The sequence below is a fragment of the Burkholderia sola genome, from assembly GCF_905400185.1.
GTDB lineage: Bacteria > Pseudomonadota > Gammaproteobacteria > Burkholderiales > Burkholderiaceae > Burkholderia > Burkholderia sola.
Genome location: NZ_FR989676.1, coordinates 902,312 through 922,869, shown reverse-complemented (window position 1 = coordinate 922,869; position 20,558 = coordinate 902,312). Strand labels below are relative to the sequence as shown.

Annotated in this window: 20 protein-coding genes; 7 read left to right on the top strand and 13 right to left on the bottom strand. The window is 67.5% G+C overall.

Annotated features, from left to right (window positions below; genetic code table 11):
* Positions 1–145: 145 nt before the first annotated feature.
* The 6 genes from KR541_RS20720 to KR541_RS20695 all read right to left on the bottom strand — a co-directional run bounded on the left by KR541_RS20720 (position 146) and on the right by KR541_RS20695 (position 6,392).
* Positions 146–1,165 (bottom strand): ABC transporter ATP-binding protein, encoded by a 1,020-nt coding sequence (locus KR541_RS20720; RefSeq protein WP_050013369.1) that lies wholly within the window; start codon positions 1,163–1,165, stop codon positions 146–148.
* A complete protein-coding gene (locus KR541_RS20715; RefSeq protein WP_089489888.1) occupies positions 1,162–2,154 on the bottom strand; it encodes an ABC transporter ATP-binding protein in 993 nt (330 codons plus the stop codon). Before KR541_RS20715 ends, KR541_RS20720 begins: the two co-directional genes overlap by 4 nt.
* A 2-nt stretch (positions 2,155–2,156) precedes the next feature.
* Positions 2,157–3,059, bottom strand: a complete 903-nt coding sequence (locus KR541_RS20710; RefSeq protein WP_050013371.1) for an ABC transporter permease — start codon at positions 3,057–3,059, stop codon at positions 2,157–2,159.
* A gap of 13 nt (positions 3,060–3,072) precedes the next feature.
* The gene (locus KR541_RS20705) at positions 3,073–4,011 is read right to left on the bottom strand and encodes an ABC transporter permease subunit (RefSeq protein ID WP_050013372.1); all 939 of its coding nucleotides are present in this window, start codon (positions 4,009–4,011) and stop codon (positions 3,073–3,075) included.
* Between the two features lie 10 nt (positions 4,012–4,021).
* A complete protein-coding gene (locus KR541_RS20700; protein WP_050013373.1) occupies positions 4,022–5,635 on the bottom strand; it encodes a peptide ABC transporter substrate-binding protein in 1,614 nt (537 codons plus the stop codon).
* A gap of 178 nt (positions 5,636–5,813) precedes the next feature.
* The gene (locus KR541_RS20695; RefSeq protein ID WP_011548888.1) at positions 5,814–6,392 is read right to left on the bottom strand and encodes a cupin domain-containing protein; all 579 of its coding nucleotides are present in this window, start codon (positions 6,390–6,392) and stop codon (positions 5,814–5,816) included.
* A 496-nt stretch (positions 6,393–6,888) separates the two neighbouring features.
* Here KR541_RS20695 and KR541_RS20690 point away from each other — a divergent pair, with 496 nt between their 5' ends.
* Complete coding sequence (locus KR541_RS20690; RefSeq protein ID WP_124653313.1) at positions 6,889–8,406, top strand: peptide MFS transporter; 1,518 nt, start codon at positions 6,889–6,891, stop codon at positions 8,404–8,406.
* Positions 8,407–8,526: 120 nt separating this feature from the next.
* Positions 8,527–8,733 (top strand): hypothetical protein, encoded by a 207-nt coding sequence (locus tag KR541_RS20685; protein ID WP_050013375.1) that lies wholly within the window; start codon positions 8,527–8,529, stop codon positions 8,731–8,733.
* Positions 8,734–8,773: 40 nt separating this feature from the next.
* Here KR541_RS20685 and KR541_RS20680 read toward each other — a convergent pair whose 3' ends face one another.
* The 3 genes from KR541_RS20680 to KR541_RS20670 all read right to left on the bottom strand — a co-directional run bounded on the left by KR541_RS20680 (position 8,774) and on the right by KR541_RS20670 (position 11,540).
* Positions 8,774–9,898, bottom strand: coding sequence for an OpgC domain-containing protein (locus tag KR541_RS20680; RefSeq protein WP_050013376.1), 1,125 nt, complete (start codon positions 9,896–9,898; stop codon positions 8,774–8,776).
* A gap of 418 nt (positions 9,899–10,316) precedes the next feature.
* Positions 10,317–11,216 carry an EamA family transporter RarD gene (gene rarD, locus KR541_RS20675; RefSeq protein ID WP_050013377.1) on the bottom strand — a complete coding sequence of 300 codons (900 nt, stop codon included), beginning with the start codon at positions 11,214–11,216 and terminating at the stop codon, positions 10,317–10,319.
* A 27-nt stretch (positions 11,217–11,243) separates the two neighbouring features.
* A complete protein-coding gene (locus tag KR541_RS20670; protein WP_050013378.1) occupies positions 11,244–11,540 on the bottom strand; it encodes an acylphosphatase in 297 nt (98 codons plus the stop codon).
* Positions 11,541–11,692: 152 nt separating this feature from the next.
* On the opposite strand from KR541_RS20670, the gene hpnA reads away from it, so the two are divergent.
* Together hpnA and KR541_RS20660 are read left to right on the top strand one after the other, a co-directional pair.
* The gene (hpnA, locus tag KR541_RS20665) at positions 11,693–12,700 is read left to right on the top strand and encodes a hopanoid-associated sugar epimerase (protein WP_011353724.1); all 1,008 of its coding nucleotides are present in this window, start codon (positions 11,693–11,695) and stop codon (positions 12,698–12,700) included.
* Between the two features lie 108 nt (positions 12,701–12,808).
* A complete protein-coding gene (locus KR541_RS20660) occupies positions 12,809–14,206 on the top strand; it encodes a phage tail protein (protein ID WP_089489890.1) in 1,398 nt (465 codons plus the stop codon).
* A gap of 120 nt (positions 14,207–14,326) precedes the next feature.
* On the opposite strand, the gene KR541_RS20655 is transcribed toward KR541_RS20660, so the two are convergent.
* Positions 14,327–15,514, bottom strand: coding sequence for a glycosyltransferase (locus tag KR541_RS20655; RefSeq protein WP_050013380.1), 1,188 nt, complete (start codon positions 15,512–15,514; stop codon positions 14,327–14,329).
* 403 nt (positions 15,515–15,917) lie between these two features.
* Between KR541_RS20655 and ispH the strand changes: the two genes are divergently transcribed.
* Both ispH and hpnH read left to right on the top strand, forming a co-directional pair.
* A complete protein-coding gene (gene ispH, locus KR541_RS20650; protein ID WP_050013381.1) occupies positions 15,918–16,859 on the top strand; it encodes a 4-hydroxy-3-methylbut-2-enyl diphosphate reductase in 942 nt (313 codons plus the stop codon).
* A gap of 12 nt (positions 16,860–16,871) precedes the next feature.
* A complete protein-coding gene (gene hpnH, locus KR541_RS20645) occupies positions 16,872–18,032 on the top strand; it encodes an adenosyl-hopene transferase HpnH (protein WP_012339213.1) in 1,161 nt (386 codons plus the stop codon).
* Between the two features lie 154 nt (positions 18,033–18,186).
* Here hpnH and KR541_RS20640 read toward each other — a convergent pair whose 3' ends face one another.
* The 3 genes from KR541_RS20640 to KR541_RS20630 form a co-directional block, all read right to left on the bottom strand.
* The gene (locus KR541_RS20640) at positions 18,187–18,447 is read right to left on the bottom strand and encodes a hypothetical protein (RefSeq protein WP_050013382.1); all 261 of its coding nucleotides are present in this window, start codon (positions 18,445–18,447) and stop codon (positions 18,187–18,189) included.
* Between the two features lie 169 nt (positions 18,448–18,616).
* The gene (locus tag KR541_RS20635; protein WP_050013383.1) at positions 18,617–19,096 is read right to left on the bottom strand and encodes a hypothetical protein; all 480 of its coding nucleotides are present in this window, start codon (positions 19,094–19,096) and stop codon (positions 18,617–18,619) included.
* 223 nt (positions 19,097–19,319) lie between these two features.
* Positions 19,320–19,697 carry a hypothetical protein gene (locus KR541_RS20630; RefSeq protein ID WP_216089756.1) on the bottom strand — a complete coding sequence of 126 codons (378 nt, stop codon included), beginning with the start codon at positions 19,695–19,697 and terminating at the stop codon, positions 19,320–19,322.
* Between the two features lie 489 nt (positions 19,698–20,186).
* On the opposite strand from KR541_RS20630, the gene KR541_RS20625 reads away from it, so the two are divergent.
* Complete coding sequence (locus KR541_RS20625) at positions 20,187–20,540, top strand: DOPA 4,5-dioxygenase family protein (protein WP_050013385.1); 354 nt, start codon at positions 20,187–20,189, stop codon at positions 20,538–20,540.
* The last annotated feature ends 18 nt before the right edge of the window (positions 20,541–20,558 follow it).

The window sequence follows — 20,558 nt, the reverse complement described above, 5'->3', positions numbered from 1 at the left end:
GATATCGTCCACGCCGGTTGCGATCCGCTTCCAGCCCCCCGGCGAGCCCGGCTAAGGACGCGCCTGTACCCGCGGCGCGAAGATCGTTCGCGCCGCACCTACCCCTGTTGACCTGCCTTGGTTTTGTTTGCTGCGTTACTTCACATCACGCCGCGCCCGCGCGGATGCACGCGACGCGCGCCGCCGACCCCTGCCGCACTTCCGGCAGCGGCACGTCCTGCGCGCACGCGTCGATCGCGACCGGACAGCGCGTGCGGAACGCGCAGCCGGACGGCGGGTTGAGCGGCGAGGGCATCTCGCCCGCCAGCAGCATCGGACGGCGAGCACGCTCGCGCGCCGGCTCCGGCGTCGGCGCCGCATCGAGCAGCGCCTTCGTGTACGGGTGTTGCGGCACGCCGTACACGTCATGCCGCGTGCCGAACTCCATCACGCGGCCGAGATACATCACGAGCACGCGCTGGCTGATGGCCTTCACCACCGCCAGGTCGTGCGCGACGAACAGATAGGACAACGACAGTTCGCGTTGCAGATCGCGCAGCAGGTTCACGATCTGCGCCTGGATCGACACGTCGAGCGCCGATACGGGCTCGTCGCAGATCACGAGCTTCGGCTCGCCGATCAGCGCGCGCGCGATGCCGACGCGCTGGCACTGCCCGCCGGAAAATTCATGCGGATAACGCAGCAGGTGATGCGCGTTCAGGCCGACGCGTTCGAGCATCGAGATCACGCGGCGGCGCACTTCGGTCCGGCCGAGGCCCGGCTGGTGCGTGACGAGCGGCTCGGCGACGACCTGCTCGATCGTCATGCGCGGATCGAGCGATGCGAGCGGATCCTGGAAGATCATCTGCACTTCGCGCCGCATCGCGGTGCCGCGCAGGTGATCGGGCGCCACGGCCTGGCCGCGCCATTTCACGGTGCCGGCCGTCATCGGCACGAGGCCGATCAATGCGCGCGCGAGCGTCGATTTCCCGCAGCCCGATTCGCCGACGAGCCCGACCGTCTCGCCGCGCTTGACGTCGAACGACACGCCGTCGACCGCGCGCAGCGTGCCCTTCGGCGACCACGGATAGCCGCCGAGCGGCACGCGGAAATGCACTTTCAGATTGTCGACGGACAGCAGCGTGTCGTCCGTCGCGCCGGCTTGGCGGCGTTCATCGACGCTCATCGCAGACCTCCCGTCAGATCGGCCAGGGGCCGGTGGCACGCGCGCACCGCGCCCGCGGCGCCATAGGTTTCGAGCGCCGGGCGCTCGGCGCCACAGCGTTCTTCCGCATACGTGCAGCGCTTCGCGAACGCGCAGCCGGCCGGCGCGGTGCCGGGCATCGGCGGGTTGCCGGGAATCGCGACGAGCGGCGCATCGTCCGCGTCGGTCAGGCGCGGCAGCGCGTTGAGCAGCCCGATCGTGTACGGATGCGACGGCGCCGCGAAGATCGATTCGGCCGGCGCATATTCGACGGTGCGGCCCGCGTACATGACCATCACGTCGTCGGCGAGGCCGGCGACCACGCCCATGTCGTGCGTGATCAGCACGATCGCGGTGCCGCGCTCGCGGTTCAGCTCGCGCAGCAGGTCGATGATCTGCGCCTGCACGGTCACGTCGAGCGCGGTGGTCGGCTCGTCGGCGATCAGGATTTCCGGCTCGGACAACAGCGCCATCGCGATCATCACGCGCTGGCGCATGCCGCCCGAGAACTCGTGCGGATACATGCGGATGCGGCGCGCCGCATCGGGAATGCGCACCGATTCGAGCGCCTCGATCGCGCGCTTGATCGCTTCCTTGCGCGACAGCCTGCGATGCAGCTGCAGCGTCTCGGTCATCTGCCGTTCGATCGTCAGGAACGGATTGAGCGACGTCATCGGGTCCTGGAAGATCATCGCGATGCGATCGCCCCGCACCGCGTTCAGCGCGCGCGTATCCATGTCGAGCAGGTTGTCGCCGCGGTAGCGCGCGGCGCCGGTCGTCGTGCCGTTGCCGGCCAGCAGGCCGAGCAGCGCCATCACGGTCTGGCTCTTGCCCGAGCCCGATTCGCCGACGATGCCGAGCGTCTTGCCGGCTTCGAGCGAGAACGACACGCCGTTGACGGCGTCGATCGGCGGCGCATCCTTGCGCGTGAAGCGCACGCCGAGGTTTTCAACTTCCAGTAGAGCAACCATCTTCAGCGATCCTTCGGGTCGAGCGCGTCACGCAGGCCGTCGCCGACGAAGTTCACGCAGTAAAGCGTCACGCACAGCATGACGGCCGGGGCGAGCAGCAGCCACGGCATCGATTCCAGTTTCTGCGCGCCGTCCTGGATCAGCACGCCCCAGCTCGTCATCGGCTCCTGCACGCCGAGGCCGAGGAACGACAGCACCGATTCGGTCAGCACGATGTTCGGCACCGAGACCGTCGCGTACACGACGACCACGCCGAGCAGGTTCGGCACGACGTGACGCAGCACGATCGATGCCGGCGACACGCCGATCGCGCGCGCCGCATCGACGAACTCGCGATTGCGCAGCGACAGCGTCTGGCCGCGCACGACGCGCGCCATGTCGATCCACGAGAACGCGCTGATGGTCAGCACGACCAGCATGAACGAGCGGCCGAACAGGGTCATCATCAGGATCGCGATCAGCAGGTACGGGATCGCGTACATCATGTCGACGACGCGCATCATCACGGAATCGACGCGGCCGCCCGCGAAGCCCGCGGTCGCGCCCCACGCGACGCCGAACAGGCCCGACACGAGCGTGCCGAGCAGGCCGACCTCGATCGATACGCGGCCGCCGATCAGCGTGCGCACGAGCAGGTCGCGGCCGAGCTCGTCGGTGCCGAACCAGTGCTGGTTCGCCCAGGTCGGCGGCAGGCTGATCGACGCCCAGTCGCTCGCGGCGGGATCGGCCGCGAGCAGCCACGGGCCGACGAAGCAGGCGAGCGTGATCAGCACGAGCAGCGCGAGGCTGAACAGCGCCGCGCGGTTGTGAAGGAAGCGCGCGAACGCGAGCTCGAGCGGCGAGCGCGAATGCGGCGGCGAATCGGTCTGCACGGGCAGGCCGACGACGGGAGTGGTCGGAGTCATCGCTGTGCCTCGCTCAATAACGGATACGCGGATCGAGCCACGCGTACGCGAGGTCGACCAGCAGGTTGAACAGCACCGCGAAGACGGTCGTCATCACGACGAGGCCAAGCACCAGCGTGTAGTCGCGGTTGATCGCGCCGTTCACGACGAGCTGCCCGACGCCCGGCAGCGCGAACACCGATTCGGTGACGACGGCCGCGGTGATCGACGTGATGCAGACCGTGCCGAACAGCGACACGACCGGCATCAGCGCGGGCTTGAGCGCGTGGCGCAGCACGATCGTCGAGCCCGGCAGGCCCTTCGCGCGCGCGGTGCGGATGTAGTTGCTCGACAGCGTCTCGATCATCGAGCCGCGCATCACGCGCGCGAGCAGCGACACGTTGATGAGGGTCAGCAGCGCGATCGGCAGCAGCCGGTACTGCCAGCCGCCGTCGCCCCAGCCGCCGGCCGGCAGCCAGCCGTTGCCGGCCGACGTCTTCAGCAGGATCGCGAAGATCCACACCATGACGGGGCCGAGCACGAACGGCGGCACGACGTTGCCGAAGTTGCCGATCAGCATCACGAAGCGGTCGATCACGCTGTCGCGGCGCACGGCCGCGACGGTGCCGAGCAGCACGCCGAGCACGATCGAGATCGGGATCGACACGCCGCCCACGCCGAGGCTCACGGGCAGCGCCTTCTTCACGAGATCGTTCACCGACCAGTCGACGTAGCGGAACGACGGGCCGAGATCGCCGTGCAGCAGCGAGCCGAGATACAGCAGGTACTGCTTCCACAGCGGCTCGTCGAGGTGGTACTTCGCGTTCAGGTTCGCGAGCGTCGCGGCGGACAGCTGCTTCTCCGTATCGAACGGGCCGCCGGGCGTGAAATGCAGCAGCAGGTAGCAGACGGTGATGACCGCGAGGATCGTCGGCACCGCCCACAACGTGCGCCTCAATGCGTAGGCCAGCATGATCGCTCCGTCAGTGCTTGATCAGGTACATGTCCTGCGAAGCACGCATGTCGATCACGTTCTTCAGCGAATAGCCGCCCACGTACGACTTCACGAGACGGTCGGCCGAGTACTGGAACAGCGGCACCATCGGCGTGTCCTTCATCGCCATGTCGTGCGCCTGCGTGAGCAGCGCGGTGCGCGCGTTGTCGTCGAGCTTCTGGTTGCCTTCCTCGACGAGCGCGTCGACCTGCTTGTTGCAGTAGCCGACGGTGTTCTGCGAGCTGCCGCAGCGGATCAGGTCGAAGAACGTCATCGCGTCGTTGTAGTCGGCGAACCAGCCGTCGCGCGCGATCTGCACCTTGCCGTCATGCCGCTGCTTCATCAGCACCTTGAACTCGACGTTCTCGAGCTTCGTGGTAATGCCGAGCTTCGTGCGCCATTCCGATGCGGTGAACAGCGCGACCTTCTTGTGCAGGTCGTTGGTGTTGTACGTGAGCGTGAACGACAGCGGCTTCGCGTCCGAATAGCCGGCCTGCTTCAGCAGGTCCTTCGCGGTCGCGATGCGCTTGGCCATCGGCCACGACGCCCATTCCGGCGTGAACGGCTGCACGCCCTTCGTGCCGTTCGGCATCAGCCCGTACATCGGCTTCTCGCCGGCCTGCGTGAGCTTCGACGTCAGCACGTCGCGATCGATCACCATCGACAGCGCCTGGCGCACGCGCTTGTCCTTCAGCGCCGCGTCGCTGTTGTTCAGGAAGTAGTAGTAAGTCGCGAGCTGCAGGCCCGGGCGCAACTCGGCGCCGAACTGCTTGCTGACCTGCTGGAAGATGCCCGACGGAATCGAGTAGCTGTAGTCGATCTGCCCGGCCTGGTACATGCGCATCGCGGTTTCGTCGCTTTCGATCGGCAGGTACGTGACCTTGTTGATCACGACCTTCGGCGCGTTCCAGTACTTCGCGTCCTTCGCGATCACGATGCGGTTGTTCGGCTGCCAGTCGACGAGCTGGTATGCACCGTTGCTGACGAGGTTGCCCGGGCGCGTCCATGCGTCGCCGAACTTCGCGACCACGTCCTTGTTCACCGGCACGAGCGGCGCCATCGCGGTCAGTTCGGGGAAGAACGCGACCGGCACGTCGGTCGTCACTTCCAGCGTGTACGGATCGACGGCACGCACGCCGAGCGTCGACGGCGCGGCCTTGCCCGCGATGATGTCCTTCGAATTCTTGATGAACTCGACGAGGATCGTGTACTTCGAGCCAGTCTTCGGATCGACGAGGCGCTGCCACGAATAGACGAAATCGGCGGCCGTCACCGGCTGGCCGTTGCTCCACTTCGCGTCGTGGCGAAGCTTGAAGATCCATGTCTGCGGCGTCTTGCGCTCCCACGACAGCGCGACGCCCGGCACGACCTGGCCGGCCGCATCGATGCGCGCGAGCCCTTCGAACAGGTCGAGGCCGATCGTGTTGCCGGTCCACGATTCGATGTGCGCCGGGTCGAGCGACTCGACTTCGGCCGGCACCTGTCGCGTCAGGTCCTGTTGCGGAGCGAGCGCGACGTTCGACGGAACGGTTACGGCGTGGGCGACGGGCGTCGTCAGGGCGAGCGCGGCCAGCACGGCCGACATGGCATGCAAGGATTTCATCGTGGCAGTCTTGAGAAGGTGGTTCGGTGGGCGTCGCGCGGCGGATGCCGCGGCTTACGCGTGAGACGCTGACGGGGGCAGCGATTGAGGAGGCCCGTGATTCTCGTATTGCATGTTAGTATTCCTTACATTTCTTTCGACAGGTATCCCGTCGAAGAAACGAAGGAATACCCGTGCGTTAGAACAGTCGCGGCGTACCGACCCAGACCACCACCGACTCGATCTTCGCGGTGTTGACCCAGCTGTGCGGGACCGTCGACTGATAGTGCGAACTGTCGCCGGCCTGCAGGACGAACGTCTTGCCTTCCAGCGTCAGCGACACTTCCCCTTCAATCACGTACAGGAACTCCTCTCCTGCATGTGTCGTCACCTCGGACCGTTTCTGCCCCGGCGGCATCCTCACGAGGATCGCCTCCAGCTGGCGCCCTTCGGACACGTTCGTCAGTCGCGCGAACAGGTTCGCCGAATCGGCAAACCCGAAGAAGCGCAGCTGATCGCCTCGGCACACCGAGCGTTCCTCGCTCGGCGTATCCACGAAGTACTGCACCGTCACGCCGAGCGCGTGGGCGATACCGGCCAGCGACGTCAGTGACGGCGACGCGAGCCCGCGCTCGACTTGAGACAGAAACGGCTTCGAAATCCCCGCGGCGGTAGCGGTGTCGTCGAGCGTGCGCTTCAGACGTTGGCGCAACGCGCGAATCTTGCTGCCCAGTGCGACAGCGTCTGCCGATCGCGAGTTTTCAGTGGGGGGAACCATAGCAGGCCGAAAAGTGGTCGTCAAAAAATGTTTGATGGAAAGTAACTAAGTTAATTCGAGATAGCTTAATCTTCGGGTTCGCCCCCGTCTTCGGCGTTGAGCCCGGTGCACTAAACAGGGCCCGAAGCGAGCGAAACGACGCGCTATCTTGCCAGACTCGCAGCCTTCACAGGCAAGCTGCAAGCGGCTCTCCGGGAATTTGCGGAGAACCGGCGTCAAGCTTACAAGTAGATGATGAGACAAATGTTCCTGAAAGCTGCTGCCATATCGGGAGTTTCCCTAAGTGGCGCGGACCCGACGCACCGGACCGGCAAACGTTACCATTCGCGCGCCGGTCGGGGCCGCGCTCCGCCTTCTCAGGTGGAATCCGTCCCCGGCCCGAGCTAACCGCTCGACTGCTCCATCGCCGATGCCAGCCTACCCGGCCACAGTGCTCCGGCGCCAGTTCGACCTTAAGGCGACGCGCGATCCGCGCCGTCCGTTTCAAACGAGATTGATGATGCACGCACCTGTTTCACAGACCCGATCGTTTACGACGGTCTTCCTCATCGAAATGTGGGAGCGCTTCGGCTACTACGGCATGGCCGCGCTCCTGGTCCTCTTCATGGTCGACCGGCTCGGCTTCACCGACAGCCACGCGAACCTGACCTGGGGGGCCTTCACCGCACTCGTCTACGCCGCGCCGTCGATCGGCGGCTGGATCGGCGACAAGGTGCTCGGCGCCCGCCGCACGATGATCATCGGCGCGGCCGTGCTGTGCGCCGGCTACCTGATGCTCGCGGTGCCGAACGATCAGCTGACGTACATGTACGCGTCGCTCGGCGTGATCGTCGTCGGCAACGGCCTGTTCAAGGCCAACGCGGCGAACCTCGTGCGCCGCATCTACGAAGGCGACGACGCGCGCATCGACAGCGCGTTCACGATCTATTACATGGCGGTCAACATCGGCTCGACGGTGTCGATGCTCGCGACGCCGTGGATCAAGGATCACTGGGGCTGGCACACCGCGTTCGCGGTCTGCTGCGGCGGCATGCTGCTCGCGATCCTGAACTTCATGCTGATGCACCGCACGCTCGCGCACGTCGGCTCGCAGCCGGACGACCAGCCGATCCGCTGGAAGCGCCTCGGCGCGGTCGCGGCCGGCGGCGTCGCGCTCGCGCTGGTCACGCTGTACGTGCTGCAGCACAAGCAACTCGCGGTCGCCAGCGTGTGGACGGCGGCATTCGCGATTCTCGCGATCTTCGCGTACATGATCGCGAAGTCGGAGCGCTCGGAGCGCGCGGGCCTGATCGCGGCGCTCGTGCTGATCGGCCAGGTGATCCTGTTCTTCATCTTCTACGTGCAGATGTCGACGTCGCTGACGCTGTTCGCGCTGCGCAACGTCGACCCGCGCTTCATGCTGTTCGGCACGACGCTGTTCACGTGGAGCGCCGCGCAGTTCCAGGCGCTGAACCCGATCTGGATCATGCTGCTGAGCCCGGTGCTGGTGTGGGTCTACAACGCCGTCGCGAAGGGCGGCCGCGACCTGCCGGTCGCCGCGAAGTATGCGCTCGGTTTCGGCGCGGTCGCCGCCGGCTACCTGGTGTTCACGATCAGCGGCCGCTACGCGGTCGACGGCCGCGTGTCGTCGTGGTTCATGGTGTGGGGTTACGGGCTGTACTCGCTCGGCGAGCTGCTGGTGAGCGGCCTCGGCCTCGCGATGATCGCCCGCTACGTGCCGGCGCGCATGAGCGGCTTCATGATGGGTGCGTATTTCGTCGCGACGGGCGTGTCGCAGTATCTGGGCAGCGTCGTCGCGAACTTCGCGCAGATGCCGTCGCACGAGCTGCCGGCCACCGAATCGCTGCCGCTCTATCTGTCGCTGTTCGAGAAGCTCGGCTGGCTCGCCGCGATCGGCATGCTGCTCGCGCTGCTGCTGCTGCCGCTGATGAACCGCCTGTCGCGCCAGCATCAGCGCTGCACGGACGAGCGCCGCGAAGAAGCGCTGCAGGCGCAGGCCGCCGCCGCGCAGTAAGTACTATCCCTCGGCGTGCGGCGTGCACGCCACATTCTCCCGCCGGAAACGCGAACGCGTCCTACACTGGTTGCAGGCAACGCATCCGCTTCCCGAGATGCGCACTGGCGGGAGAACCCGATGAAAAGCAAGACGACGCGGCTGTTGAGGATCCTGTCGGACATCCGGCACGCGCAGCGCTGCACCGCGATGCGCGCCGCCCGGGCCGCGGCCGAAGCCGACGCGGTGCTCGCGGAGCGCGACGACCCGGCGCCGGACGAACGCGACGACGCCGAAGCCGACGACGCCACCGCCACGCCCCGCTCCCGTATCGGCTCACCTCACTGACGCCGCGCGGCGCCTGCCGCGCCGCCCTTCTTGCGCGCGCCTACGCCGCCGCGCCGCGCCATCGCGCGATCCACGTCCCCGAACCGGCCACCGCCATCATCAGCCCGACCGCGCACGCGTCGGCCACGAGGCCCACGCCGACATGCCGCAGATCGGCGCTGCCCGCGACCGGATGCAGCAGCGAATCGATCACGAGCGAGATCGCCGCACCCGCGACGAAGCAGATCAGCCCGCGCTGGCCAACCGCCACGACGGGCCGCACGCCCTGCGCGATCCGCGCGATCCAGCCGAAGCGCACGCAATCGGCCATCAGCCACGCGATGGCCGCGAAGCTCACGACGCGCGGCAGCGCGAGATCGCGCTTGAGCACGCCTTCGGGCGCCGGCAGCCCCGAGAACAGCTTGTAGCTCGCGCAACCGAGCACGATCGCGCACGCGAGCCCGGTCGCCGCCGCGCCCCAGCGGCCGAGCGCGACGCGCCGGTAGAACGGCTGGCAGCGCGCGAGCACGCCAGCGACGAACATCAGTTGCCACGCGAACGGGTTGAAGCTCCAGCGGAAGCCGTCGGTGTCCAGCAGCTCCGGGCCGAGCCAGCCCGCCGCGAGCCACGACGCGACGCTCAGCGCGACGAGCAGCCACGGATGGCGCCGCGCGAACGGCACCAGCACCGGCGACGCGAGCGCGAACAGCACGTACATCGGCAGCACCGACGCGAGATACGGCTGGCGCTGGAACGTCAGCAGCTCGGCCGCCCCCGTCAGCGGCGACGCGAGCATCACGCTGACGTCGTCGAGCGCGAGGTTCGGCGCATCGATCCCGTAGTGATCGAGCACCGCCGACACGACGAGCATCAGCGTCGACGTCGCGAGAAACGCGCGGTAGATCTGCATCGCGCGCCGCACGAACCGCTGCTGCGCGGCGCGCGCGCCGTGCCGCTCGGCGATCGCGCCGTACGCGCTCGCGGTCGCGAAGCCACCGAGGAACACGAACACCTCGGCCGCATCGCACAGCGCGAATGCGTGCAGCGTCACGCGCGACAGCACGCTCGCGCCGATGTGATCGACGACGATCATCAACAGCACGAGCCCGCGGAAGAAGTCGATTTCGATCAGGCGGCCGCTGCGCGACGGCTGCGCCGTGGCGGCATGCAGCGGGCTCAACGACATGAGCGCACCTGCACGGCGGCGGTGCGACGTGCACCGGGGAAGGGAGCGGGAGAAAGACGGCGAGCGCGATCGGCGACGATACGCGTATGCCCGTATCGTGCCAACCCGGCCGACTTGGCAGGGAGGTGACCGTTCAATGAAAAGCCGGATACGAAGGGAAGTCGATCAGATCAGTCTAATGGCCGATCAGGGGCGACCCTAAGTAACAAAATGCAACTGAATCTTCTCTTCGATTACAAGCGTGAGCGTGGCGCGGCGAAGCAGGCAGCGTCGCCAGATTCGCGTCAGCGCGGCGTCAGTCGGCGGTCAGTATCGACGGATTCGAGAGGACGTGGCAGCGGAACGAACGCGGTTCGACGGCCGGACGATGCGCGATGCGCGGCACGTTCCGCACGGCCCGCGCATCGCGACGATGCGCTTAACCGCGCGCGGGCAAGCGCCGCATCAGCATCGCGCTGTGCCATGCGGTGAGCGCGACGGCGACCCAGATCGGCCCGTACGTCGCGAGCTGCGAGACGCTCAGCGTCTCGCCGAGCAGCAGCAGCGACACCACGACGAGCAGCACCGGCTCGACGTAGCCGAGAATCCCGAACAGCGCCATCGGCAGCATCCGGCTCGCCTTCAGGTAGCTCGCGAGCGCGAGCGTGCTGAGGAGGCCGAGCCCCGGCAGCAGCGCGGCCCACAGCAGCGGATGGCCGGCGACGCGCGTCGCGCTCGTCGCGACCATCGCGAACGCGATCGGGCACAGCAGCACGATCTCGATCGCGAAGGCGGCGAGCGAATCGGCGTTGATCCGCCGGCGCAGCACGAAATACGGCGGATAGCCGAGCGCGACGACGAGCGTCGGCCATGCGAACGCGCGCGTCGCCCACACTTCGTGCGCGACGCCGAGCGCCGCGCACGCGACCGCCGCCCATTGCAGCGGGTCGAGCCTTTCGTGATAGTAGAAGCGGCCGACGAGCACCATCGTCAGCGGCAGCAGGAAATAGCCGAGCGACACTTCGAGCATGCGGCCATGCAGCGGCGCCCACAGGAACAGCCACAGCTGCACGCCGAGCAACGCCGCGCTCACCGGCAGCGCGACCAGCAGGCGCCAGTCGCGCGCACTGCGCCGCGCGAGCTCCACGAGCGCCGGCCAGCGACCGCGCAGCGCGATCAGCGCGAGCGCGCCCGGCGCGGTCCACACGATGCGCCACGCGAAGATGTCGAGCCCCGTGAGCGGCGCGAGCAGTTTCGCGTAAGCCGACATCAGCGCGAACAGCGTCGACGCCATCACCGACAGCAAGAGGCCGCGCCCGGCTTCCGGATACCCCGTCATATTGTTGTGTGTCCCTTCGCGTGCCGCTTACTGCTGCTGGAAACGCTCGAAGCGCTTCTCGGTCGGCCGTTCCTCGAACGTCACCTCGGTCACGCGCGCGGCAGGCGGCCCGTGACGCAGCCACGCGAGCATCCGGTCGATCTGCGCGCCGGGGCCCTGGATCATCGCCTCGACGGTGCCGTCCTCGAGATTCGCGACCCAGCCGCGCAGCTTCAGCGCATGCGCTTCGCGCACCGTCGCATGACGAAAGCCGACGCCCTGCACGACGCCGCGCACCCGCACGTAGTAGGTCTCGATCCGTTCGTCCAGTTCATTGCGGCTCATCGCGTCGCCCTCCCGTTGCATTCAAGCCCGGCATTGTAGTCGCGTCGGCCGCTTCGCACACGCGCCGGCCGGGCGTCGCCGCGCGCGCCGACCACGTACAATCTCGCCGATGCTCAACCGCCGCGCCGCCCGCGCGGCCCCGAAGGAAACGCATGACTGATACTTCCCGCGATCTCGTTCTCGTCACCGGCGCGTCCGGTTTCGTCGGCTCGGCCGTCGCGCGCATCGCGCAGCAGAAAGGCTATGCGGTGCGCGTGCTGGTGCGCCCCACCAGCCCGCGCACGAACGTCGCGGATCTCGACGCCGAGATCGTCACCGGCGACATGCGCGACGAGGCGTCGATGCGCGCCGCGCTGCGCGGCGTGCGCTACCTGCTGCACGTCGCGGCCGACTACCGGCTGTGGGCGCCCGATCCCGACGAGATCGAGCGCGCGAACCTCGAAGGCGCGGTCGCGACGATGCGCGCGGCCCGCGCGGAAGGCGTCGAGCGGATCGTCTATACGAGCAGCGTCGCGACGCTGAAGGTGACGAGCGCCGGCGATCCGTCCGACGAGAATCGGCCGCTCACGGCCGAGCAGGCGATCGGCGTCTACAAGCGCAGCAAGGTGCTCGCGGAGCGCGCGGTCGAACGGATGATCGCCGACGAAGGGCTGCCGGCCGTGATCGTCAACCCGTCGACGCCGATCGGCCCGCGCGACGTGAAGCCGACGCCGACCGGCCGCATCATCGTCGAGGCCGCGCTCGGCAAGATTCCCGCGTTCGTCGACACGGGGCTGAACCTCGTGCACGTCGACGACGTCGCGCACGGCCACTTCCTCGCGCTCGAGCGCGGCCGGATCGGCGAGCGCTACATCCTCGGCGGCGAGAACCTGCCGCTGCAGCAGATGCTCGCGGACATCGCGCAGATGACGGGCCGCAAGGCGCCGACGATCGCACTGCCGCGCTGGCCGCTGTACCCGCTCGCGGTCGGCGCCGAAGCGGTCGCGAAGTTCACGAAGAAGGAGCCGTTCGTCACCGTCGACGGGCTGCGGATGTCGAAGAACAAGATGTATTTCACGTCCGCGAAGGCCGAGCGCGAGCTCGGCTACCGTGCGCGCCCGTATCGCGAAGGGTTGCGCGATGCGCTCGACTGGTTCGGCTCGGCGGGCTACCTGAAGTAACACAAAGCGGCGCACGTCGCGCCGCTTTGCGCACTTTGTTACACGTCGCGCACGGACCGGCATCGGCGCTGCGGTTAAAATCGCGGGTCTTACGCAGAGAAGACACGCATGAACCTGAACGATCAGATCGCTTCGCTCGCCACGGGCGTCGATCAGCTCCTCCACGATCACCACGCCGCCCAGCAGGCGGCACGCAGCGCGGAAGCCTTCGCGCGCGCCGCGGCAGCGGAAGCCCGGGCCGCGGCCGAGCGTCACGCGGCGGCGGAAACCGAAGCGCAGGCGGCCGCGCAGCGCCACACGGCCGCAGCCGCCGACGCCGAAGCCGCGCAGCGGCGTCATGCCGACGCCACCGCCGCCGCCGAAGCGGCCGCCCAACGTCATACGGATGCCGCCACGCAAGCCGAAGCCGCTTCGCAGCGCCATGCGGAAGCCACCGCGCTGACCGAAGCGCTCGCGCAACGTCACGCGGATGCCGAAGCCGCGTCGCAGCGCCACGCGGCGGCGATCGCCGAAGCCGAGGCCGCCGCGCAGCGTCATCACGCCGCGGCGACCGAAGCCGAAGCGGCCGCGCAACGTCATGCCGCGGCGACTGCCGAAGCGGAAACCGCCGCGAAGCGCCACGCGGAAGCGACCGCCGAAGCCGAAGCCGCCGCGCAGCGCCACATGGCCGCGATCGCCGAGGCCGAGGCGCTCGCCCAGCGTCATACGCAAGCGCTCGCCGACACGCAGGCCGCCGCCCAGCGTCACGCCGACGCAACCGCCGAGGCCGAAGCCATCACACGGCGTCACGCCGAAGCGATCGCCCAGGCCGAAGCCGCCGCGCAACGCCACGCGGAAGCGACCGCCGCAGCCGAAGCGATCACGCAGCGCCATACCGAAGCGATCGCGCAGGCCGAAGCGGCCGCGCAGCACCACGCGAAGGCGATCGCCGACGCCGAAGCGCTGGTCGAGGCCGTCGTCAAGGAAGCCGCGACGAGCGCGGTTGCCGTGACGGCCGATGTCGTCGAGCCGTCCGTGGCGGCGCAAGCGTCGGTGAACACGACCGCGCTGGCGGCGGAAACGGTGGAAACGATCGATGTGGTCGAAGTCGCCGACGCCCCGGCCAATGCCGAGACCGCGCCGATTCCGACGACGCAAGCCGAAACCGCGGTTGAAGCCGACACCGCTGCCGCGCCGGCCGACAAGGCGACGCTGCACGTCGCGCGCCCGTCCCAGAACGAACTCACGCTGACCATCAACGGCCAGTCGATCACGCTGCATCCGGAGCAACTGGGCCAGCTGATCGAGGAACTCGCGCACGCCCGCGCGTCGATGCAGCCGGAGCCGCCGCCCGGCATTCCGGCCGGCTGGCGTTTCGTGACGACGAAGAATCCGATGATGGCCGTGCAGAAGCAGGCGAACGGCGACCGTCTGCTGGTCGCCCGCCACACGGGCTACGGCTGGGTGCCGTTCACGTTCTCGCCGGACGTCGTGATCCAGATGTACATGATGCTGACGCAGCGGTAAGCACGCGCATCGGCCGGAAACCGGCCAAAAAGCAAACAGCCCGGATCGGCTAGCGTCGATCCGGGCTGTGTGTTTTCAGCGTTCCGGTTGATCGGGACGGCCGGCCTCCGCCGGCGTGGGTCAACGCTCCACCGGCGCCTGCACGCGCGCCTTCCACTGGCCGCCCTTGCCGCGCCAGTAACGCCACGCGGACGCGAACGTCGCGCCCACATAGAACAGCGCGACGAGCGGCAGGGCAGGCGCCCACAGCGGCGAGCGCCGGTAGTAGCGCAGCATCGGCGCATACGCGGCGCACATCGACGCCCACGCGAGCCATGCCGGCCACGCGCGCGCACCGTACGCGAGCGCGGCGACGGGCGGCACCAGATAGATGATCGTCATCCCGAGCAGCGTGCCGGCCAGCAGCAGCGGCGAATAGTGCAGCTGCGTGAACGCGGTGCGCGCGATCATGTTCCAGATGTCGCGCCAGCTGTCGTATGGGCGCAGCGACACGCTGCGATCGGCGAGATCGAGCCGGATCGGATGGCGGCCGCTGCCGCGATGCTTGATCTGCGCGGCGAGGCTGCAGTCGTCGATCAGCGCGCCGCGAATCGATTCGATGCCGCCCGCTTCCTCGAGCGCCGTGCGCTTCACGAGCATGCAGCCGCCGGCGGCGCCGGCCGTCCGGTTGCGCGGGTTGTTGATCCACGAGAACGGGTACAGCTTCGCGAAGAAGAACACGAACGCCGGGATCAGCGCCTTTTCCCAGAACGAGTCGCAGCGCAGCCGCACCATCAGCGACACGAGATCGCGCTGCTCGGCCTGCGCGCGCGTGACGAGTTGCGCGACGGCGTCGGACGGATGGCCGATGTCGGCATCCGTCAGCAGCAGGTAGTCGGCCGGCAGGCCGAGCGTCTGCACCGCCGCGATTCCCTGCGACTGCGCCCACACCTTGCCCGACCAGCCGGCCGGCAGCGGCTTCGCGCTCAGCACCGTCAGCCGGTCGGCGCGGTTGATCGCGAGCGCGGCCGCGCGGGCCGCGTCGGCGGTGCCGTCGTCGCTGTGGTCGTCGACGATGATCAGGTGGAAGTCGCCCGGATAGTCCTGCTCGAGCAGCGAAGTCGCGGCCCGGGCGATCACGTCGGCTTCGTTGCGCGCCGGCACGACCGCCACGACGGCCGGCCAGCCGGCCTCGGCCGCCGCGCCGCGCGCGTCGGGCGGCAGCGGCCGTGCGGGCTGCGCGCGCCAGAAGCCGCCGCGCGCGACGAGCAGCACGATCCAGATCACCAGCGACAGGCCGGACACCAGGAAAGCGATCGCGAGCATCATCGGCCTGCCTCCTGCCGCCCGTCGGCTCGTTCGGTAGAAATAAGGGTCTGGAACAAAACGCCCGACGCCGCACGGGCGGACGGGCAATACGCGTGAGAATCGACGGTCATCGAATGGCCTTGAAATGAGCGCGATGGCGGGCAGCCGGAGCGGCCGCCCGCGAAACCGCGCAGTTTACCGGGTTCCGCGCGCGCCAGCGCCGACGCGGCTCTCCCGCAATTGCAACGGTGTCGACACGGCACCGAAGCACGGACGGCCCGATAGGGTTAAAATGCGCGATTAATTCGGGGTTCCGGGGCCTGGCCGGCCGGTTCGTTCCTGCCTTCATAACATCAAGCCGGGGCGAGCAAGCGCGTGCCAAGCGCCTCGAACCCCGGCGTCTGTCGTCGGAGTTCGCTCACTTATGCGAGTCATCCTTGCCCAGCCCCGCGGCTTCTGTGCGGGGGTTGTCCGTGCGATCGAGATCGTCGATCGCGCGCTGCAACAGCACGGTGCGCCGGTCTATGTGCGTCATGAGATCGTGCACAACCGGCATGTCGTCGAAAATCTGCGTAATAAAGGGGCACGATTCGTTGAGGAACTCGACGAGGTGCCGCACGGCGCTGTCGCGATCTTCAGCGCGCACGGTGTCGCCCAGACGGTCGAGCGCGACGCGCAAACGCGCGGGCTCGACGTGCTCGACGCGACCTGCCCGCTCGTCACGAAAGTGCACGTACAGGGCCGCCAGTACGTCGCGGCGGGCCGCCGGCTGATCCTGATCGGCCACGCGGGCCACCCGGAAGTCGAAGGCACGATCGGCCAGATTCCGGCCGAGGTGATCCTCGTGCAGAGCGAAGCCGAAGTCGATACGCTGACGCTGCCCGTCGATACGCCGGTCGCGTACATCACGCAGACCACGCTGTCGGTCGACGACACGCGCGGCATCATCGAAGCGCTGCAGCGCCGGTTCACCGACCTCGTCGGCCCGGACACGCGCGACATCTGCTATGCGACGCAGAATCGCCAGGCCGCCGTGCGCGAGCTGAGCGAACAGGTTGACGTGCTGCTCGTCGTCGGTGCGACGAACAGCTCGAACTCGAACCGCCTGCGCGAGATCGGCACCGAAAGCGGTGTACCGAGCTATCTCGTCGCCGACGGCTCGGAAGTGAAGGCCGAATGGTTCGCGGGCGTGCAGACGGTCGGCCTGACCGCCGGCGCGTCGGCGCCCGAGGAAATGGTCGAGGATGTAATCGGCGCGCTGCGCGCGCTGGGGCCCGTCGATGTCGCGACGATGGCGGGCCGTGAAGAAAAAGTCGAATTCAAGTTGCCGGCGAAGCTCACGCAAGCTGTCGCCCGCGAAGTTTAAGGAGGACATCCCTTGTCTATTCCGCTGCTCCAGCAAGTCCGTGTCGGCGCCTACATCGTGCGCCAGCACCTGTCCGGCAACAAACGCTATCCGCTCGCGCTGATGCTCGAGCCGCTGTTCCGCTGCAACCTCGCGTGCAACGGCTGCGGCAAGATCGATTATCCGGATCCGATCCTGAACCAGCGCCTGTCCGTCGAGGAATGCCTGCAGGCCGTCGACGAGTGCGGCGCACCCGTCGTGTCGATCGCCGGCGGCGAGCCGCTGCTCCACAAGGAGATGCCGGAAATCGTCAAGGGCATCATGAAGCGCAAGAAGTTCGTGTACCTGTGCACGAATGCGCTGCTGATGGAAAAGAAGATGGACGACTACCAGCCGAGCCCGTATTTCGTCTGGTCGGTCCACCTCGACGGCGACAAGGAAGCGCACGATCACTCGGTGTCGCAGGAAGGCGTGTACGACAAGGCCGTCGCGGCGATCAAGGAAGCGAAGCGCCGCGGCTTCCGCGTGAACATCAACTGCACGCTGTTCAACGATGCGGTGCCGGAACGCGTCGCGAAGTTCTTCGACACGCTGGGCCCGATCGGCGTCGACGGCATCACCGTGTCGCCGGGCTATGCATACGAGCGCGCGCCGGATCAGCAGCACTTCCTGAACCGCGACAAGACGAAGAACCTGTTCCGCGAAATCCTGAAGCGCGGCGAAGGCGGCAAGCGCTGGTCGTTCAGCCAGTCGTCGCTGTTCCTCGACTTCCTGGCCGGCAACCAGACGTACAAGTGCACGCCGTGGGGCAACCCGGCGCGTACGGTGTTCGGCTGGCAGAAGCCGTGCTACCTGGTCGGCGAAGGTTACGTGAAGACCTTCAAGGAACTGATGGAAACGACGGAGTGGGACAACTACGGCGTCGGCAACTACGAGAAGTGCGCGGACTGCATGGTCCACTGCGGCTTCGAGGCCACGGCCGTGATGGACACGATCTCGAACCCGCTGAAGGCGCTGCGCGTGAGCCGCAAGGGCATCAAGACCGACGGCCCGTTCGCACCGGATATCTCGATCGCGAAGCAGCGTCCGGCCGAGTACGTGTTCTCGCGCCACGTCGAGATCAAGCTCGAGGAAATCCAGCGCGCCGGCAAGGGCAAGCTGCAGAAGCCGGCGAAGTCGGCGACGGCCGCTTAAGCAGCGCGGTGAGCCGCGCGGAGGGTCGCGCCTTCGCAGCGGCCTGGGATCGAAGAAGCGCCACGGAGTTCGCTCCGCGGCGCTTTTTGTTTTGGCGGACGCCGCGTGCCGCATTGCGCTCACGCGCGTGCGTGCGGCGGCGAACGTCGGTTGCCTAGCTGCGCGACTCCGCCGCGGCGATCAGTTGCCACGCGGTCGGCCCCGGATCGAGCAGCGGGTCGGACGGCGGATCGAGATCGTGCGGATGCGCGTCCTCGGACGGCAGCATCTGCCATTTCGCAATGCCGATTTCGTCGCCGCACACGGTGCATCGATAGATGCCCGCCACCGTCACCTTGCTGCCCGGCGGCAGATTCTCGCTGAATGCGCGGCCACTTCCGCACGTGAAGTAGCCGCCGCTCCTGTATAGCGCCATCGCTCCTCCTGACCGAAACGAATGCGTTCGCGTCGACACGCACGATCGCCGCAAACGCGAGGATGGATCCTCGTCGCCCGGCCACGCCGGGTTCCAGTCGTGTCATTAGACGGCGCGCGGCCGCGCGATGGAATCGGACGGGTATGAAACGCGGCCCGCGGCCAGCGATTCAATGCAGAACGGCCGGCGCCCGCATCTTCGCCGCTGCCTGCGCGACGATCCCCGGCTGTTCGGCGGAAGCGAACGTGCAGACGTGACGCCACAGCTCGGCCAGCCGATGCCGCGTGAGCGTCGCGACGCATGCGTCGTTCGCGGCGAGCACGCGTTCGAGCACCGCGCATTCGTCGTCGTGCAGCGTCCATGCACCGCTTCGCGCGGCGCGCGCCATGCTCGCGTCCAGCACGCGCTCCGCATCGACGCACAGGTCGATGGTCGCGTCGGGAGAGACCGCATCGTCGAGCGCGAGGAACACCAGATACACGCTCGTGCGCAGCCTCATCAGCAGCGTTTCGCTACCGTGCTCGCCGCGCAGCGCGACCAGCGCCATGTGGCATTTCAGCGAGATGTCGCGTGCATGCGCGGGCGGCAGCGGCAGCAGCCATTCGCGCGTCAACGGCGGATGGCGACGGCCTTTCCGGGCAGCCTTCATGATCCGCCCTCGCTCGCGCTCGCGTCGTCCGCCGTCGCCCCGGACCGCGCGTCGCCGCATGCAACCGCGCACCCGCCCGCGTCGCGCAGGTCGTCCGCCCGGCGTCGCATGCCGTACACATCGGCGCGCCGCCGTGCCGCGCACGCGTGCGGCGGCCTGCGTATCGCCGACGCACGCCACCCGCCGAGCAATCGGTCAGCGCATGCCATGTTCGTCTCCTGTGTCAAAACGTGTTGTCGCCCTTCAGGTAGTACGCGGTTTTCACGAAGAACGCCTTCACCGGATGGCCGCTCTGCACGTCGCGGGCCGCCCGCGCTTGCATCGCGGCTTTTTCGTCGGGCCACCGGTTGGGCACCGGGTTGTACACGCGCTCGAGCGCATGTTGCATCGCGAGCGGATAGTTCTGGTTGCCGGCCGTCGTCGCGCGATAGCCGGCACGCGTCATCTGCATCAGCTGCACATCGGTTTCGGCACGCGCCGCCGACCAGGTCAACGGCGCGGCATGCGAAGTGTCGGCGACGCCGATCGTCTGCGCGAAGCTGACGGCCGGCAGCGCAGCGAGTGCGCAGGAAAGAACGGCAACGGGAACGAGGGATCGCATAATGGCCTCCAGATGGTTGTCCCCGCATCGATCCAGCATCGATGCGTTGAAATCATCGTATGTCGGGCCGCATCCCGCTTGAATAGCCGAATCCGCAATTGTTATTTTCAGCCGCGCATTCGGCGTGCGAACTGCGTCATTCGCGTATCCCTTCGAAATGGAATTTCTTTATTTCATTCAACGATCTGATCGGACTTTGACCGGCGATCCGGTGGGGCACTCACCGCGCTCTTTCAATTTCCGAAATGACGTGTTGCCGACGGAAATCCGGCCGGCGCGCCTGCGCACAAGGCTTCCGGCGTGTTATCGCGCACACGGATACCATCGAAGCGATCGAGTCGGATCAGCCGAGTCTTCTGATGCAGGACAAATCACTCGCATCGGCCTGCCGGATTGAGACGCGACGCAATCTGCCAGGACGCGCGATAATCACGCATCGACCGTTTCGCACGGCATCCCAGGCATTTTCATTTTTAATCGAGTCTTCCCATGGCTGCTCTCGACACTACCGCCATCGACAGCTGGCACGCGCACGTCTATTTCGATGCGGCAAGCCGCGACGCGGCCTGGGCATTTCGCCAGGTCGTCGACGCGCGGTTCGGCGCGGTCATCGAACTCGGCCGCTTTCACGAACGCCTCGTCGGCCCGCATCCGGCGTGGTCGTACCAGATCGCGTTCGATGCCGCGCGATTCGACGACATCGTGCCGTGGCTCGTGCTGAACCACGGCGCGCTCGACATCTTCCTGCATCCGAATACGCACGACGAACTGCGCGACCACCGCGATTGCGCGGTGTGGATCGGCAAGTCGCATGCGCTGAATCTCGACGCGCTGGCCGGCTAGGGGCCACCCGCAGAGCGC